The following is a 14,378-nucleotide window of genomic DNA, read 5'->3' as shown; positions in this document are numbered from 1 at the left end:
TGTTTTAAATTTTATAATTGATGTTTTAATAATTGTGCTTGAAGCAGTTGTAATTCCTTTTCCATTTGCAGCATTTTATCTGAAGCATTTCGATAAAACTGAAGTTCCAGATAATACACCATAAACGAATATTCGCCCAATTGATATGCCTTAAACAGTAATTGCTCACTATCTAAATTGCCCATTGTGGTTTGATATTCATTGAATTTTTCGAGCATCAATTCATATTGATAATAGGTTTCTTGAAACTGTGCGTAAACCGAGGTAGTGATTACTTGGGTATTGCTTTGCTGATACTCATAATTTGCCTCGGCAGCTTTCACTTTGTTTTTGCTACTCCATAACGGAATTGAAACACCACCGTAAAATCCTGAATAGTTACTTCCGCTTACTCCTTGATAATTATAGCCAAGTGCCAAATTGGGCAACACCTTATTTTTCTCCAATTTTATTTTTTGAAAAGATGCAGCCTCATTCGCTTTTAGCTCTTGCAATGCAGGGTCGCTTGTTAATTTTTTCTGCCAGAGATTTTCGACAGTCCCAATTTCAATAGGCAAAATTAATTGACTTGAAACACCGTCAATAGGAATTCCACCGTTCAATGTTTTAAGTTTTATTAGTTGAACTTGGATATCGCTATCAATTTGTTGAACAACAAATTGCTCTTGAATCCACGCAATTTTCGCCTTATTCAAATCTAAAATCCCTACTTGTTCTTTATCAAAAAGTTCTTGAATCTGGTCGAAAACCTGCTTACTCTGGGTTCTTCTTTCGGTAATAATCTCCTTTTGTTTTTGTAAAGAAGCGAGTTCTATAAAAATTCCCTTTGCTCGCAATAAGACGTCTTGTCTCTTTGCTGAATAGGCTGATGCTAACTGTTGCGATTTAGATTCGTTCCATTTGTTACGCGATGCATATACCGTAGGAAATTCGAAGGATTGTGAAATTTCATATTCAGTATAATCTCCGGTTAAATTATCGCCAAAAGGCATATAATACCCAGATAGCTGTGGATCTGGCAAATTATTAGTGCTCTTGTTTTCGAGTTGCTGGCTTTCAATAAACGCTTGATAGCCTTTTAACTCTGTATTATTCTGTTCTATTTCGTTTAGCAGTTCCGCCACATTTTTAGTTTGGGAGAAAGCATTAACAAAGAACAGGCATCCGCAAATTGCGAACACGATGTGTTTATTCATTGTTTGAAATTTTAGGTTTAATCTAAATTTTTAAGATGGAATTTTCACGCAGAGGTAAAGTATTCCTAGACGATTAACCTAAAGATGGTGGACCTCTTGAGTCGAGGGAAGAGAGATAAGAATTAAAATAATTATTGGGTGGATGATACCCCGTAATCTTTTCGTCTTCATCATCATAATTTATAGAAATACTATAACGATTAAGAAAAATAGATGTTTTTACATCCTTTTTAACATTGATTTGTTTGACACTACTTTCGTGAGCTACTACTGTTTCATTAGACGATACAGAGTGTTCGTGCACCTCCAAAAGCAATCCTAAAAAGCCTTCTTGAGCATTTTCGTTTTCTGAAATACCGTGATGATGACCATTACTATCGCTATGTGCAACAGCTTTGTGTGAGTGTTCAGCTTTGTGCTGATGATGTGTATGAGGAATTATGTTATGCAATAGCAATAGGCTAAATACGCCTAAAAAGAAAAGTGCTTTTATGTGATTGTGCTTTTGCATTATCCGACGAATTTAAATAATATTTAGACTAATAAGAAGCTTTTTATTGAAATTCATCAGTAAATAATACTATTGCTTCCATCACGTCTCTAGAATTAGGGCTGCACATCTACTTTTTTGACTACATCAGCAATATGATTAAAAATGCGAATATGCCGACAGCATTTTATAAATACTCTATTTAACAGAATGAAATTTCTAAACTGTTATCATTTTATAGAATTAATATTAATTTTAATTCATCTCATATTACCTATTTAGCTTGTCTTGTCATCAATCAATAGTTTAGCATTGCACCAATACCAAAACCCATATCGCTGTCGTAATGTGTGGTAATTCCAACATTGCGTGTTACTATATATCGTAATCCTCCCATATACTCCTTGTCCGTATTCCACATAATATTCATACGTATCCTTTGTGTGATTGGAATGTCATTACGCTCAAATTGTAACCTGACATTACCATTCGTGTATATTTCGGCCTGAGCCATTACTAGCATTGGCAAGGTATAATTGACTCCTACACTGAATAATGAGCGCTCATCCTTGGTGTTTTTTTGACCGAAAAGGTTTTCCTCGACCTCATTGTGACCCAATTTTCGATACCGCCAATCAAAACCTACAAATGGCATCAACCATTGCATTTTTCCAATATATCGGCCTATGTGGGTTTCTGTTTCATAACCGTGCATATCATTATACCCCAACCGCCATTCGGTGCCAAAACTCCATCGCGTACTTTGAATCATCAGTTGTCCATCATTTCCATTGGTCGCAAAATCGTTTTCTGCCATTAAGTGGAATTCCCTATCATCACCTTTTAGTTTTCTCAATGCAAGTGCCGGGTTCGGAATCAAAGGATTAGGTTCTTGGTTTTCATAACTGAACACCCTACCCATACCGCTCATCATATGGTACAGAATGTGGCAGTGAAAAAACCAATCACCTTCAACATTCGCCTCAAACTCGATGACATCGGTTTCCATGGGCATAATATCCACCACGTTTTTTAAAGGAGCGTATTCGCCTTGGCCGTTTAGCAACCTAAAATCGTGACCGTGCAAGTGCATTGGGTGGCGCATCATCGAATTGTTGTACATAGTAATCCTCACTTTTTCGCCCTTTTTAATCAAGATTTTATCGCTTTCGGAAATAACCTTATTGTCCAAACTCCAAACATATCGGTTCATATTGCCCGTAAGCGTAAAATGCAGTTCCTTGACAGGTGCATCATCAGGAAGTGTAGTTACGGTAGGTGACTTCAGCATAGCGTAGTTGAGCGTTGTGATTTCTGAAAGCTCATTGCTTTTGTACATATTTACACTCATATTCATTCCTTCCATCCCATCCATTTCCTTCATTTTATCGCCTGATGGTTTTTCAGTATCTATTTCCATTTTCTTATCCTTTCCGTTATCTGCGGGACCTGTAATTTCAGGATACATTACCACGTTCATATCCATTTGCTGCATACTCATATTCATACCCATTTGGTCCAGGTCGCCGTTCATTTTCATCATTCCGTTCATCATTTCCATTCCTTCAAAGTATTTCAATTTTGGTAGTGGCGACGTGAGCTGTTTAATTCCATCGCCCAAATAGATGGAAGCCGACTTTGTGCGGTCTTCCGGGGTTGCCAAAAATTCAAAGGCCATATTATCAGCAGGTATGGTGACCACTACATCGTAGGTTTCTGACACGGCAATAAGCATTCTATCTACCTCCACGGGTTCCACATCATTACCATCATTGGCGACCACGGTTATTTTTCCGCCGGCGTATGTAAGCCAAAAATAGCTTGAGGCACCTCCGTTTGAAATTCGAAGCCGTACTTTATCTCCGGCTTTCAAGCCTTTCAGAGATGTATCTTCATTTTCACTTTTGCCATTGATGAAAAATTTGTCATAATAAACATCACTTACATCCATTGCAAGCATTCGTTTCCATTCATTGTGAAGTTTTGTTTTGAGATGTCCTGATTTTATGGCTTCTGCATAACTTTGTGTAGTCCCTTTTTTTATGGCAAACCAATCCGAGGCATTGTGAAGCATTCTGTGTACATTTTCGGGTTTGTAATCTGTCCATTCACTCAAAACTATCGGAATGGTGGGCAAGTCGTCTATGCCTTTCCTGAATGTTTTATCATCCAGTCTTTTATTCAAAATCATAGAACCATACATCCCTATCTGTTCCTGAAGCCCAAAATGGCTGTGGTACCAATGGGTTCCGTGTTGTATGATGGGGAAAGTGTATTTATGGACGGTGTGCGGCGGTATGGGCATTTGGGTGAGGTAGGGAACGCCATCTTCCTTATTGGGCAAAAACAGGCCGTGCCAGTGCAGGGAAGTTTCTTCATCCAATTCATTGTGAACATAAATTTCGGCGATGTCGCCTTCCGTAAAAGTGAGCGTTGGCATTGGTATTTGTCCGTTTACGGCAATGGCGCGTTTTTCTTTACCGGTAAAATTGACAATGGTATCGCGTACAAATAGGTCGTAACGCACTATGTTTTGTGCCTGTAGGGAAAGTGTCCCAAGAAATAAAAGCACCAAGATTATTTTTTTCATTTCGTTATCGAAAATTAGATTTTAGAAGTACTTCAGTTTTTATTGTCAATGGTTTCCACAGCTGAGCCACAGCTTAACATCTGTGAACCGTAATAGGGATTTTTAATGGCCTTGTCCTTGCTCAACCAATTGGCATCCTGCATTGGACAGTATTGATAATAAAGGGTATCGGTGGAACTGTAAAAAGTTATAATTTCGTGCATATTTTTTGACAAAACTTTGTGTTTTTCCCGTTGCTTAACGATATCCTTGGTTTCTGAAATGCTTTTTGCGGCATCCATTATAGAGGGCAAAACTTTGGTTACAGCGGTTTGCTCTTCCGCGTTAAGTATTTCTATTTTCAGAGCTTTTAGGACATTCAACAATTCTACGGCTTTGGCCTTTACCGTTGTGGCATTGGTTTTTACCAAGGCATCATTGATCGCAAAATAATTATCGAAAACTGCATCCAATGGGTTTGATTCCATCGTTTCAGGCATAACCACATCTGTATGGTTTTCAGAAGATGGCATATCTTTTTTTGATTCGGGCATAACCATTTCCGATTTGGATTCTACCATTGCCATTGCAGGCTCTTTTTTCTGCCTTTCATATTTGCAACATTCCGCAAGCTTTGCATACGCATTGTCCGGAGCCAAATATTGGTCATTGTCATAACCTGCCAGGGCAATTCGCTTTAATATTTCGTCTCGATTTGTTTTTTTGGAATCGAAGGTTATTTCAGCCATTCTGGTGTCTTTGTTCCAATGAACGCTGGCCGTGTTTTTAATATTTCCTGCGTTTTCAATGGCAGTTTTGCACATATCGCAATTACCGAAAATTTTTACGGTTTCTGTTTGTGCGTTTTTTATTTGAGCGGTAAAGGCGGTTGATGATAGCACCATAAGTGCAATCACTATATTTTTTAATGATTTCATTTTTACAAATTTTAGATTATTAATGAAAGGAGCGAATACAAGACCAATAACTTGTATTCAAAAAACGACTGTATAAACACTGTTGAAAAAAAACAGTTTAGTAGAATTCAGGCGGTTGCCAGATGGAGAGATATACTTTTTTTAGTGTGTTCTGAACGTAGTTATGATTAACTTTCAAAACATACACATACGTAGTATTTACCTGGTCAGTATCTTTTATATAGGAAGGAATAACTATCCAACTTGAGAAATAGCAATAGTTGTTATTACACAAACCACTACAACCATTATCGTTATTTCGGTCATTGTCACAGCACGATTCTTTTTCAGGATGTGTACCTTGGTTTGAACAAAAGTGACTTACTGTATAATATGTTTTAGATGAATTTCCAAATGCCAGAACTGTACTGGTAGAAAATACCAATAACAGGCTAAATAGGGCAATTAGATAGATTTTGATTTTCATCTTTTCCAATTTAAAGATACTAATATTATTTCAGATTTGTTTTTACAATTACACAAGAAAGTAGCTTAAATATCATGTAAAGACTTTCTGTTTTTAACCATACTATTTTTAAACTGTGTCGGTGCCATCCCAGTTATCTTTTTGAACTGATTGCTCAACTATGCCACACTCCTATAATTCATCTTAAAGGCTATTTCACTCAAGGAAAATTCGTCATAAACCATAAGTTCTTTTGCGTGTTCAATTTTTTGGTTGATTATGTATTGCTCAAACGTAATACTTTCTACTGACGAGAATAGAGAACTTAAATATTTATAATCAAGATGAATATTGTCGCCTATTTAATCTGCCCATTTAATATGCAATTCTTCGGATGAGTGATGGATTTTATCTACAACTAATGTTTTTATTTGTTCAATAAACTGACTTTTACGGTCATCGATCAAACTAAAACCTGCATCTTGTAGCTTATTGGATATTTTCTCTTTATCCGATTCATTGAGTATTGAAACCATATCTACTTCTCCTAACTTGACGGCTTTGTACGCAACGTTTAATTCTGCCAAAATCTGAGTTACTGCTGATATACATCTCGGACAGACCATATTTTTTATGTAGATGGTTCTAGTCATATTTTTTTTTCTTTAAAACAATTTTAGCCCTGCTTTATATAGTGAGTAATAAATAGCAGCTAAAGCCGTAACTATAAAAATTAGTATCATCACAATCACAGCTATAATTTTATCTTTTTTTGAAATATCATTTTTAGATTGATGCTTTTTCCTTCTCTTTCTTCTGCTTTCACTCATGCTCGTTCCTACTTTATAAAACCAAGAGTACTTTATGGCTTAAATAAGCTTACTCGATTAATCCATAATGCATTTTATTGCAAGGTTGCCTTTACTTCCCCACAGGTTAGCATTGCTTCTCCATAATAGGGGTTGCGAATTTCAGTTTCTAAACTTAGCCAGTAAGCACCTTTGTTACCATCAGCCATAGGGCAAAACGCGATGTACACCTTTTGGTTAATCCCAAAAAGCTGAACACTACTAATTAAGTGGGCAGAAAGATGCTTGAAATGTCCCCTTTGCGTTGCAATATCCGCTCTGTTCCCAATGGCATTAGCAGAGTTCTTTAATTCCTTCTGTATAGTCATCCAATGATTATGGGCTTCTTCGTCAGACAACAACTTCATATCTACTTTTTTCAACGATTCGCTTATTTGCTTTCCTGCTTGTTGTGCAGTTTTGGCATCATCATTTACCAAAGCATTTTTTAAAAGGATATAGCCATCAAAAACCTGCTTTAACTGGTTTTTAAATTTGTTGGAAACATCTATCCTTTCTTTCATTTCTGAATGATCTGTTTTACCAGCATTTTCTCCCGCGCTATCTTCCTGCATTCCCAAATGACCTTCGTGACCTGTCGTTGATTTTCCTCCTTCTTTGTTCATCATTGATTTTTTGCCCTGCAACTGTGCTGCGGCATCTACTGTAAAGGTTCCGTTAGTTACTACTACGTCACCATTTTCCAGACCTCCTAGTATAACATAGGAGTCTCCATTAGCGTTGCCCAATAGAACTTCCCTCATTTCAAAAATAGCCTCGTTAGGATTTGTTTTTACATATACTACAGAGCGTTCACCAGTCCACATAACAGCCGTTGCCGGTACAGAAACTGTATTCTCGGTTCTCGTTTGGGTGCCTTCGATAATACCTTCTACAAACATTCCCGGTTTAAAGAGGTCATTCTTATTATCCAGAACCGCCCGAACAATGATAGTTCGAGTTGCTGAATTTAATATGGGGTCAACAAATGAAACTTTTGCATCAAAAACTTTATTGCGATAAGCATTGGTCGTCACTTTGATGGTCTGTCCTTTTTTTAAGGAAGCGATTTGATTTTCGTAGGCATCAAATTCTGCCCATACAGTATTGAGATTGGCAATTTTGTACAAGGGTTGTCCTTGCTTTAAATAGTCCCCCTCCTCTACCATTTTCTCTGTTACAGTTCCCGATACTGTTGCGTATACTGGAAAGTTTTCTTGGATCTTTCCAGCAGATTCTATAGCGTTAATCTGCTTTTCTGAAAGCTTCCAAAGTTTTAGCTTATTTCTTACTGCCTTGTATAATTCAGGTTGCGATTCTTTTAAGGATGAAGCGGTAAGTAGTTCTTGCTGTGCCGCAACCAATTCTGGCGAATAAATAGTTGCCAATCGTTGACCTGCGCCTACGCGCTCTCCTGTAGAATTAACATATAGTTTTTCTATTCTTCCACCAAAATACGTGACCTGTACAGCATTTGACTCTTCATTAGCTTTTATCTTACCAGACAATTTTAAGGTATTATTTCCCATTTGTCCTTGTCCTACGACCGAAGTTTGGATATTGGCCAGAGCCATTGCATTATCTGTCATTTTTATTTCGTTAGCATTGAGACCATCGGCACCAGTTTCGGCTGGAATCAAGTCCATTCCACAAATAGGACAATCCCCTGGTTCTGGTTGCATAATTTGTGGATGCATTGAACAAGTCCATATTTGGTTAGATGCAATTTCTTCTGAATGATCGTGGTTGTCTTTGGCATTATTTGTAGTCACACTACTGAATAGCAGAAAACCTCCTAACAGACCAATAATTAAGGCAATACCTATGTAAATGATATTCTTTTTCATCGTGTATATTTTTATTTATTATTTTCTAATCGTTTTATCATTGTTTTCATTTCTGCAATTTCCTTTTCTTGCGCTTTAATTATATCTTCTGCTAATTTCTTAACTTCTGGATCCTCTATATCAGCGCGCTTACTGGTCAAAATGGCGATAGAATGATGCGGAATCATAGCCTTCATCCACAGTACATCGCCAATAATTGGTGCTTGGGCTCTCACAAGACCTAGCGCACCAGCAAAAAGAATAATACTGCCCAAAACAATTGCTATATTCTTCTTTTTGTTTTGGTACATATTGCGCATAACCACAAACATTATAATGGCCATCGCAGCGATACCCAAGCAGGTCATATAAAATCGTGTAAGGCTAAAATAGACGTGATCTATTTCATAGGTGTTTAGGTACATTGTAATGTACATTGCCACGAAGGATGCCGCTAGCATTCCTACGAATTTTGTATAACTATTTTTCTTGTGTTGACTTGATTTTTCCATTTTATGTTGTTTTTAGAGTTACTTATTTTTTGTTTTAACCATTTCAATTATTAACGTGAATTCTATTAATATTGGCAATACCAAATACCAATACTAAAAAGCTCAAGAAAACTTCCATCATTACCAAAAGTTTACCTGCGACAGTTAATGGTACTACATCTCCAAAGCCAACTGATGAAAAAGTGATTAAGCTGAAATATAGAAACTCAAAAAACTGCAATGAAAATGAACTATTGAGTAATGCTGTGGATTTAAAATTTTCTGAACTTAAAATATATAATGCCTGATAATCTGCTGAAAACGAAAGGATAATTAGAATAATTAATACACTAAATAAAGTGAGAACGTGTGTAAGCTGATGACTTTCCCCTATTATTTTACTCAACTGTATAAAAGTGAGCCTGACGATAAAAACGGTTTTGACCAAGGCTAAACCAACAATTAAAAGAGATAGAAATAGGTCATCTGAATCTACATCTGCCCATAGTATATAGCTTAAGGATAGCGCAATCACTACACTCGCAGTAAGCAATACCTTTTTAAACAGTCGCTTGTAAAAGCCTGTGCTTTTAGATTTTTCTTTTTTGTTTTCTTTATCCATTTTAATTTATTCTCTTAACTAAATAATTGAAGCGCCAATGCACCGCCAACTATTAAGATGAGGATTGTATATACTACATAATTGAGCCATTTTTTAACAACTGATTTTTCTGTTGTGTTTTGGTAACCGTTTTTGCAACATTCTTTCATTGGTCTAAATTCATATTTCTTTTTTTATGTGCAAAACTCTATCAATAACACTTGAAAATGAGAGGTAAACTAACCGTTTAACTAAAATATTCACCCCTCAAAATCAAGTACTCTTCACTAAACTTCTCTTCATCATAAGTTTGTTATTGCCTAACATAGGAAGAGATACGTTAATATTTTAGGGATTTAATCTATCCCCCTTGTTCAGACTGCTATTAATCAAATCAACTTTTCTTTTTCAAATTTCATTGTGCCTGACACGGGAAGGATTTCACTAACTATTAAACTTGTTTTCCTTCCCAGGACAGGACTTAATAACTATTCAGAGATCCTTATCATCTTCCATCTTTCTGTTAACTCATAACCAAAACATCGAAAAGATTTTTTTACAAGGGATTGTCTATTGAATAGTTTTTTGAACTTTTCCGCATTTAAGCATTCTACTGCCGTAATATGGATTTTTCACTTCTTTACTTGTACTCAACCACGCACTACCTTTATCATACATTGGGCAAAACTGTTCGTAAAGCGTGCTTTTTGTTCCCGTAATGGCAACCAAATCTGTTATATCCTTACTTAAGGTTTTAAAATGTTCGCGTTGATGGTCTATTGCACTTTCAGAAATATGCTCGGCGTGCTCGGTCGCATCTTCTATAATATCTGCCAATTCTTCTTGATTTTCTTTTGAATAACTACTGGCATCAAAAGCTTTAAGAGAAGCTACCAATTTTGACCCTTCTTGGGCTGCTTTTTTGGTGTCATCTCCTACTAAAGCATCTTTCAAATTGAAGTAATCGCTTAAAATTGCTTCTGCTTTTGCATCACTTTTCATATTTGTCATTTTACTATGGTCCATTTTCATATCTCCGTGATCGTGGTTCATTTTTTCCTTTTCCTGTGCGTTGGTAAAAGAAACTGCTAACAATAGCACTGCTGCTATACTCATTTTTAGATTTTTCATTTTTTATTATATTTAATTATTATTTATAAACTGTCTTTTAATTGTGTGATAAAATTGATCATTTCTGCTGCTTCAGCTTCTGAAAAGGTTGCATCTGTATGAATCAAAGTGTAAGAATCCAAAGGCATTTCGCCACTTTCAATCTGCTTGATAATAGACCTTAATTTACTTGCTTTTCTTCGGCTTGATAATGAATCCCATTCATTGAAATTAAGTTCAGCCTTCCCTTCTTTGATATGATCCTCCAAAAACCAAGCAGCTGGTTGAATCTTATTATACCAAGGGTATTGAGTATTATTACTGTGGCAATCATAGCAGGATACCTGTAACTTTTTTTGAATTTTTTCTGGTACATTATTGACCAGCATAAAATCAGTTGACGGTTCAGTGTCACTTTGATTGCGTTCAGCCGGAATAAATTGAATTCCCACAAATGCTACCAGTAATACTAATACTATGATCTTAACAATCCTCATTTATTTAATCTCCTTTTGTACCTCGCCACAATCCAGCATTTTACTTCCGTAATAAGGATTCTTAATTTCCTTGCTCATACTCAACCAAGCACTACCCCCATCGTACATTGGGCAAAACAGCTGGTACAGAGTGTTTTCAGTTCCCGTAATGGCAACCATATCGGTTACGTCCTTGCTCAATATTTTGAAATGCTCTCGCTGATGGTCTATGTCACTTTCAGAAATATGTTCTGCGTGCTCTACAGCGTCTTCTATGATATCCTTTAATTCGATTTTTTGGGTATCCGAAAAATTTGATGAAATATCAAGATTTCCTAAACTCGTCACAAGATTTGCCCCCAGGTCTTTGGCTTTAGCGTTATTATCTGCAACCAAGGCATCTTTAAGATTGAAGTAATCTTTCAATATCAATTCTGAATCGCCGTCTCCACTCATTGCCATTTCTTTTTTATCACTATCGTGATGACCATCACTATTGTCGTGATCCATTTTTGAATGATCTTCATCTGCATTCATTTCAGAATGGTTTCCTTCAGTATTATTTTGTTCCTTTTTGTTGTCTTTACAAGACACTGCGGTTAAGGTTATAAATGCAATTGCAACTATACCTAATGTTGATTTTAATTTGCTCATTTTGTTTTTGATTTTAATTGTTGATATTTGATTTAAATTCATTGTTTACTCTATTGAAATAACTGTTTATACCGCTTAATTATCTACTTATACTCTAGTTATATGTCTTTCAAACTACTGCATTGTCTCTTATTCTTATTTATTTGAGTTTATATTTTGCTTGATTTCATCATATTCCTCTTTGGTTATTTCTCCTTGTGCGTACCTTTTATTCAATACATCCATAGCCTTTGAACTCTTGGCACTCTTTATTTTCTTTCTTCCTGCATAGATGAAAATGCCTAATATTATTACACCGAAAACGATTATAAAATCCCATTTGTAGTCCATAGTTCTATTTTTAGTTATTAAAATCTTGCCGATAGTCCTCCACCTGCACCAAAACGGTTGTCATAGCTACCCATAATTGATAAATTAATCGACAGGAAATACTCAATTCCAGCACTCCAGACTACTTCTTTTTTAAAATTAATATCTTGTGGTAAGTCGTCCACCCATCCAAAGTCTGCTTGATACTCGTACACTCCAAAAACAACAGTTCTCGGAAAAATAGTTATCGCACGACTCAAACTAATTTGTGGACGTAACTTACTATCCATACGAACATCCAGATTAAACAGGTAGGGTGTTAAGTATCGTATTCCCGCTATTGCAGTTGTACTAATCTCATCAAGACTATTTTCTCCTTCATTTTCGACATTCACACCACCAAAAACACGGAAATAATCGTGCAGATAGCGTTCGTATGTAAATTCCGCCTCAATGTTTTCATTCCATCCGTATTCCGCCGATAGCGTAAACTGGTTTCTAATATTGGACGTCATTAAAGTCGCACCGGTCATATGAGAAGCAGCATCAACCATTCCCCACGAATACCATTGATTTGTTTCGTGAATTAATTTTGAAACAGGATATGCTTCCATTCTAGTATCTCTAGGCGTATCGTAGCTCATTACCCTAGCCATACCACCCACCAAATGATATAAAATATGACAATGGAAAAACCAGTCTCCGTATTCATCTCCATAAAACTCAATAGTTACTTCTTGCATTGGCGGAACATTCACGGTATGTTTCAAAGGCGAGTATTCCCCATTTTTATTAATGACTCTAAAAAAATGACCGTGTAAATGCATTGGATGGTGCATCATTGTTAGGTTATTCAATTTGATTCGGGTAACTTGATTTCCTTTTATCTTTATCTTATCAGTTTCGGCTAGCGGGACCCCATTCATACTCCATATATATCGGCTCATATTCCCTGTGAGGTTCAATAAAATTTCATTTACAGGTATATCTGGCGCATAGGTTGTTTTTTCAGGGGACTTCAAATAATCATAATTATATTCTGAAAACATATCCATTCCCTGCATAGTGTTTGAGTCCTTACCATTCATATCCATTGTTTTAGACTTTGCAGGTTCTTCCATTTTCATATCACTATTTTCCATTTTATTATGATCCATATGTGTCATTGTAGAATCCATCTTCATACCGTCAGACATCTTATCTTTTTTCATATTGGAATGATCCATTTTCATAGTACCATCCATTTCCATCCTTTTCATATCATCCATCTGCATTCCATATTCCTCTTTCATTTCAAAACGTTCGTCTTTACCTGGTTGAAATTTAAGAGCGTGCGCACCCATTTTCATTTTCATTTTCGCCATTTTCTGCATCATTTGGATTTTGTCAGGTTTCGGTACAATTTCCGCAGGAAGAATTTTACCATTACCAATGTATGCCAACGCAGTACCAGAACCGTCTTGTGCCATTGATCGAAACTCAATTTTGCCATTTTCGGGAACTGTAATAATAAAATCGTAGGTTTCTGCAATGGCTATAAAGGTTTTGCTTCGTTTTACAGGAACAATGTCCTTTCCGTCAGCCGAAACCATTGTTGGTGATTGCCCACCAAAAGTCATCCAAAACTGTGAAGAGGCAGCACCGTTGATAATCCGTAACCGTATTTTTTCGCCCGGTTGAAATTCAGGATATTCCGCTACTTCTTTTCCATTCACTAAAAACGCAGGATAATAAATATCTGCTATATCCGCACCTTCCATACGTTGGCGCCAGAAATCTAATTGTGCGCCAAAAGCACCTCTTGCTATTACTTGATTTAAAGGTGTAGATGTGCCTTTCTTCATTTGGTACCACTCATTGCCTCGCTTAAGGTTTCGTAGCACATTCATTGGTTTTTCATTTGTCCAGTCAGACAGCATCAACACCAATTCTTTATCGTAATCCAAGTTTTCTTCTTTTGGATGGATGACAATTGAGCCAAAAACACCGCTTTGTTCCTGTAGCATTGTGTGCGAGTGATACCAATATGTTCCATTTTGATTGATTGCAAACTCATATTTAAAAGTAGTTCCTGCCTTTATGGGTGGCGTAGTTAAATAAGGAACGCCATCGTTAAAATTCGGTAAAAGAATTCCGTGCCAATGCACCGAAGTTTCAACGCTCATTTCGTTTTTCACATAAATGACCGCATACTCGCCTTCAGTAAATTCGAGTATTGGGCCAGGAATTGTTCCATTTACAGTCATACCCTTTACTTCCTTACCAGCTTTATTAACCATTTCTTCACGAAGAGTAATGGTATATTCCTTTACCGGTAAATTATCAACGTTGCCTTCCACAGACTGTGCGAAAAGTGTCTGACTACTGGTTACGATAAGAATTATAATAAGCTGTATATTTTTCATTTTAAAAATTTTATTTATTT

Annotated in this window: 16 protein-coding genes; all 16 read right to left on the bottom strand. The window is 36.4% G+C overall.

Annotation, left to right across the window (positions count from 1 at the left end; translation table 11 throughout):
* Positions 1-11 precede the first annotated feature (11 nt).
* Entirely contained in the window at positions 12-1,196 is a 1,185-nt protein-coding gene (locus tag ESU54_RS07050) for a TolC family protein (RefSeq protein ID WP_111845287.1), read from the bottom strand.
* 73 nt (positions 1,197-1,269) lie between these two features.
* Positions 1,270-1,707 carry a hypothetical protein gene (locus tag ESU54_RS07045; RefSeq protein WP_111845288.1) on the bottom strand — a complete coding sequence of 146 codons (438 nt, stop codon included), beginning with the start codon at positions 1,705-1,707 and terminating at the stop codon, positions 1,270-1,272.
* A gap of 277 nt (positions 1,708-1,984) precedes the next feature.
* Positions 1,985-4,276, bottom strand: a complete 2,292-nt coding sequence (locus ESU54_RS07040) for a multicopper oxidase domain-containing protein (RefSeq protein ID WP_111845289.1) — start codon at positions 4,274-4,276, stop codon at positions 1,985-1,987.
* 32 nt (positions 4,277-4,308) lie between these two features.
* Entirely contained in the window at positions 4,309-5,193 is an 885-nt protein-coding gene (locus tag ESU54_RS07035; RefSeq protein ID WP_111845290.1) for a DUF3347 domain-containing protein, read from the bottom strand.
* Between the two features lie 97 nt (positions 5,194-5,290).
* Entirely contained in the window at positions 5,291-5,659 is a 369-nt protein-coding gene (locus ESU54_RS07030; RefSeq protein ID WP_146744022.1) for a hypothetical protein, read from the bottom strand.
* A 158-nt stretch (positions 5,660-5,817) separates the two neighbouring features.
* Positions 5,818-5,988 (bottom strand): helix-turn-helix domain-containing protein, encoded by a 171-nt coding sequence (locus tag ESU54_RS18240; protein ID WP_394348866.1) that lies wholly within the window; start codon positions 5,986-5,988, stop codon positions 5,818-5,820.
* A 12-nt stretch (positions 5,989-6,000) separates the two neighbouring features.
* Positions 6,001-6,291, bottom strand: a complete 291-nt coding sequence (locus ESU54_RS18235) for a hypothetical protein (protein ID WP_394348864.1) — start codon at positions 6,289-6,291, stop codon at positions 6,001-6,003.
* Positions 6,292-6,303: 12 nt separating this feature from the next.
* Positions 6,304-6,468 (bottom strand): hypothetical protein, encoded by a 165-nt coding sequence (locus ESU54_RS17810; RefSeq protein ID WP_170253265.1) that lies wholly within the window; start codon positions 6,466-6,468, stop codon positions 6,304-6,306.
* Positions 6,469-6,542: 74 nt separating this feature from the next.
* Positions 6,543-8,333 carry an efflux RND transporter periplasmic adaptor subunit gene (locus ESU54_RS07020; RefSeq protein ID WP_111845291.1) on the bottom strand — a complete coding sequence of 597 codons (1,791 nt, stop codon included), beginning with the start codon at positions 8,331-8,333 and terminating at the stop codon, positions 6,543-6,545.
* 11 nt (positions 8,334-8,344) lie between these two features.
* Positions 8,345-8,824, bottom strand: a complete 480-nt coding sequence (locus ESU54_RS07015) for a DUF305 domain-containing protein (RefSeq protein WP_111845292.1) — start codon at positions 8,822-8,824, stop codon at positions 8,345-8,347.
* Between the two features lie 43 nt (positions 8,825-8,867).
* A complete protein-coding gene (locus ESU54_RS07010) occupies positions 8,868-9,425 on the bottom strand; it encodes a potassium channel family protein (protein ID WP_111845293.1) in 558 nt (185 codons plus the stop codon).
* Positions 9,426-9,974: 549 nt separating this feature from the next.
* A complete protein-coding gene (locus tag ESU54_RS07005; RefSeq protein ID WP_111845294.1) occupies positions 9,975-10,535 on the bottom strand; it encodes a DUF3347 domain-containing protein in 561 nt (186 codons plus the stop codon).
* 23 nt (positions 10,536-10,558) lie between these two features.
* A complete protein-coding gene (locus ESU54_RS07000; protein WP_111845295.1) occupies positions 10,559-11,011 on the bottom strand; it encodes a heme-binding domain-containing protein in 453 nt (150 codons plus the stop codon).
* Positions 11,012-11,644 (bottom strand): DUF3347 domain-containing protein, encoded by a 633-nt coding sequence (locus ESU54_RS06995; protein ID WP_111845350.1) that lies wholly within the window; start codon positions 11,642-11,644, stop codon positions 11,012-11,014.
* A gap of 135 nt (positions 11,645-11,779) precedes the next feature.
* Positions 11,780-11,974, bottom strand: coding sequence for an SHOCT domain-containing protein (locus ESU54_RS06990; protein ID WP_111845296.1), 195 nt, complete (start codon positions 11,972-11,974; stop codon positions 11,780-11,782).
* A 17-nt stretch (positions 11,975-11,991) separates the two neighbouring features.
* Positions 11,992-14,358, bottom strand: coding sequence for a multicopper oxidase domain-containing protein (locus ESU54_RS06985; RefSeq protein ID WP_111845297.1), 2,367 nt, complete (start codon positions 14,356-14,358; stop codon positions 11,992-11,994).
* Between the last annotated feature and the right edge of the window lie 20 nt (positions 14,359-14,378).

The organism is Aequorivita antarctica, assembly GCF_007997155.1.
GTDB lineage: Bacteria > Bacteroidota > Bacteroidia > Flavobacteriales > Flavobacteriaceae > Aequorivita > Aequorivita antarctica.
Note: the sequence above shows the minus strand (reverse complement) of the source record. Positions and strands in the feature narration are given on the sequence as shown.

Coding starts and splice junctions, on each gene's coding strand:
- ESU54_RS06995 (WP_111845350.1), bottom strand. CDS start 11,644: ATGAGCAAATTAAAATCAACATTAGGTATAGTTGCAATTGCATTTATA.
- ESU54_RS07035 (WP_111845290.1), bottom strand. CDS start 5,193: ATGAAATCATTAAAAAATATAGTGATTGCACTTATGGTGCTATCATCA.
- ESU54_RS18235 (WP_394348864.1), bottom strand. CDS start 6,291: ATGACTAGAACCATCTACATAAAAAATATGGTCTGTCCGAGATGTATA.
- ESU54_RS07005 (WP_111845294.1), bottom strand. CDS start 10,535: ATGAAAAATCTAAAAATGAGTATAGCAGCAGTGCTATTGTTAGCAGTT.
- ESU54_RS07050 (WP_111845287.1), bottom strand. CDS start 1,196: ATGAATAAACACATCGTGTTCGCAATTTGCGGATGCCTGTTCTTTGTT.
- ESU54_RS07030 (WP_146744022.1), bottom strand. CDS start 5,659: ATGAAAATCAAAATCTATCTAATTGCCCTATTTAGCCTGTTATTGGTA.
- ESU54_RS06985 (WP_111845297.1), bottom strand. CDS start 14,358: ATGAAAAATATACAGCTTATTATAATTCTTATCGTAACCAGTAGTCAG.
- ESU54_RS07015 (WP_111845292.1), bottom strand. CDS start 8,824: ATGGAAAAATCAAGTCAACACAAGAAAAATAGTTATACAAAATTCGTA.
- ESU54_RS06990 (WP_111845296.1), bottom strand. CDS start 11,974: ATGGACTACAAATGGGATTTTATAATCGTTTTCGGTGTAATAATATTA.
- ESU54_RS07045 (WP_111845288.1), bottom strand. CDS start 1,707: ATGCAAAAGCACAATCACATAAAAGCACTTTTCTTTTTAGGCGTATTT.
- ESU54_RS07010 (WP_111845293.1), bottom strand. CDS start 9,425: ATGGATAAAGAAAACAAAAAAGAAAAATCTAAAAGCACAGGCTTTTAC.
- ESU54_RS07020 (WP_111845291.1), bottom strand. CDS start 8,333: ATGAAAAAGAATATCATTTACATAGGTATTGCCTTAATTATTGGTCTG.
- ESU54_RS07000 (WP_111845295.1), bottom strand. CDS start 11,011: ATGAGGATTGTTAAGATCATAGTATTAGTATTACTGGTAGCATTTGTG.
- ESU54_RS17810 (WP_170253265.1), bottom strand. CDS start 6,468: ATGAGTGAAAGCAGAAGAAAGAGAAGGAAAAAGCATCAATCTAAAAAT.
- ESU54_RS07040 (WP_111845289.1), bottom strand. CDS start 4,276: ATGAAAAAAATAATCTTGGTGCTTTTATTTCTTGGGACACTTTCCCTA.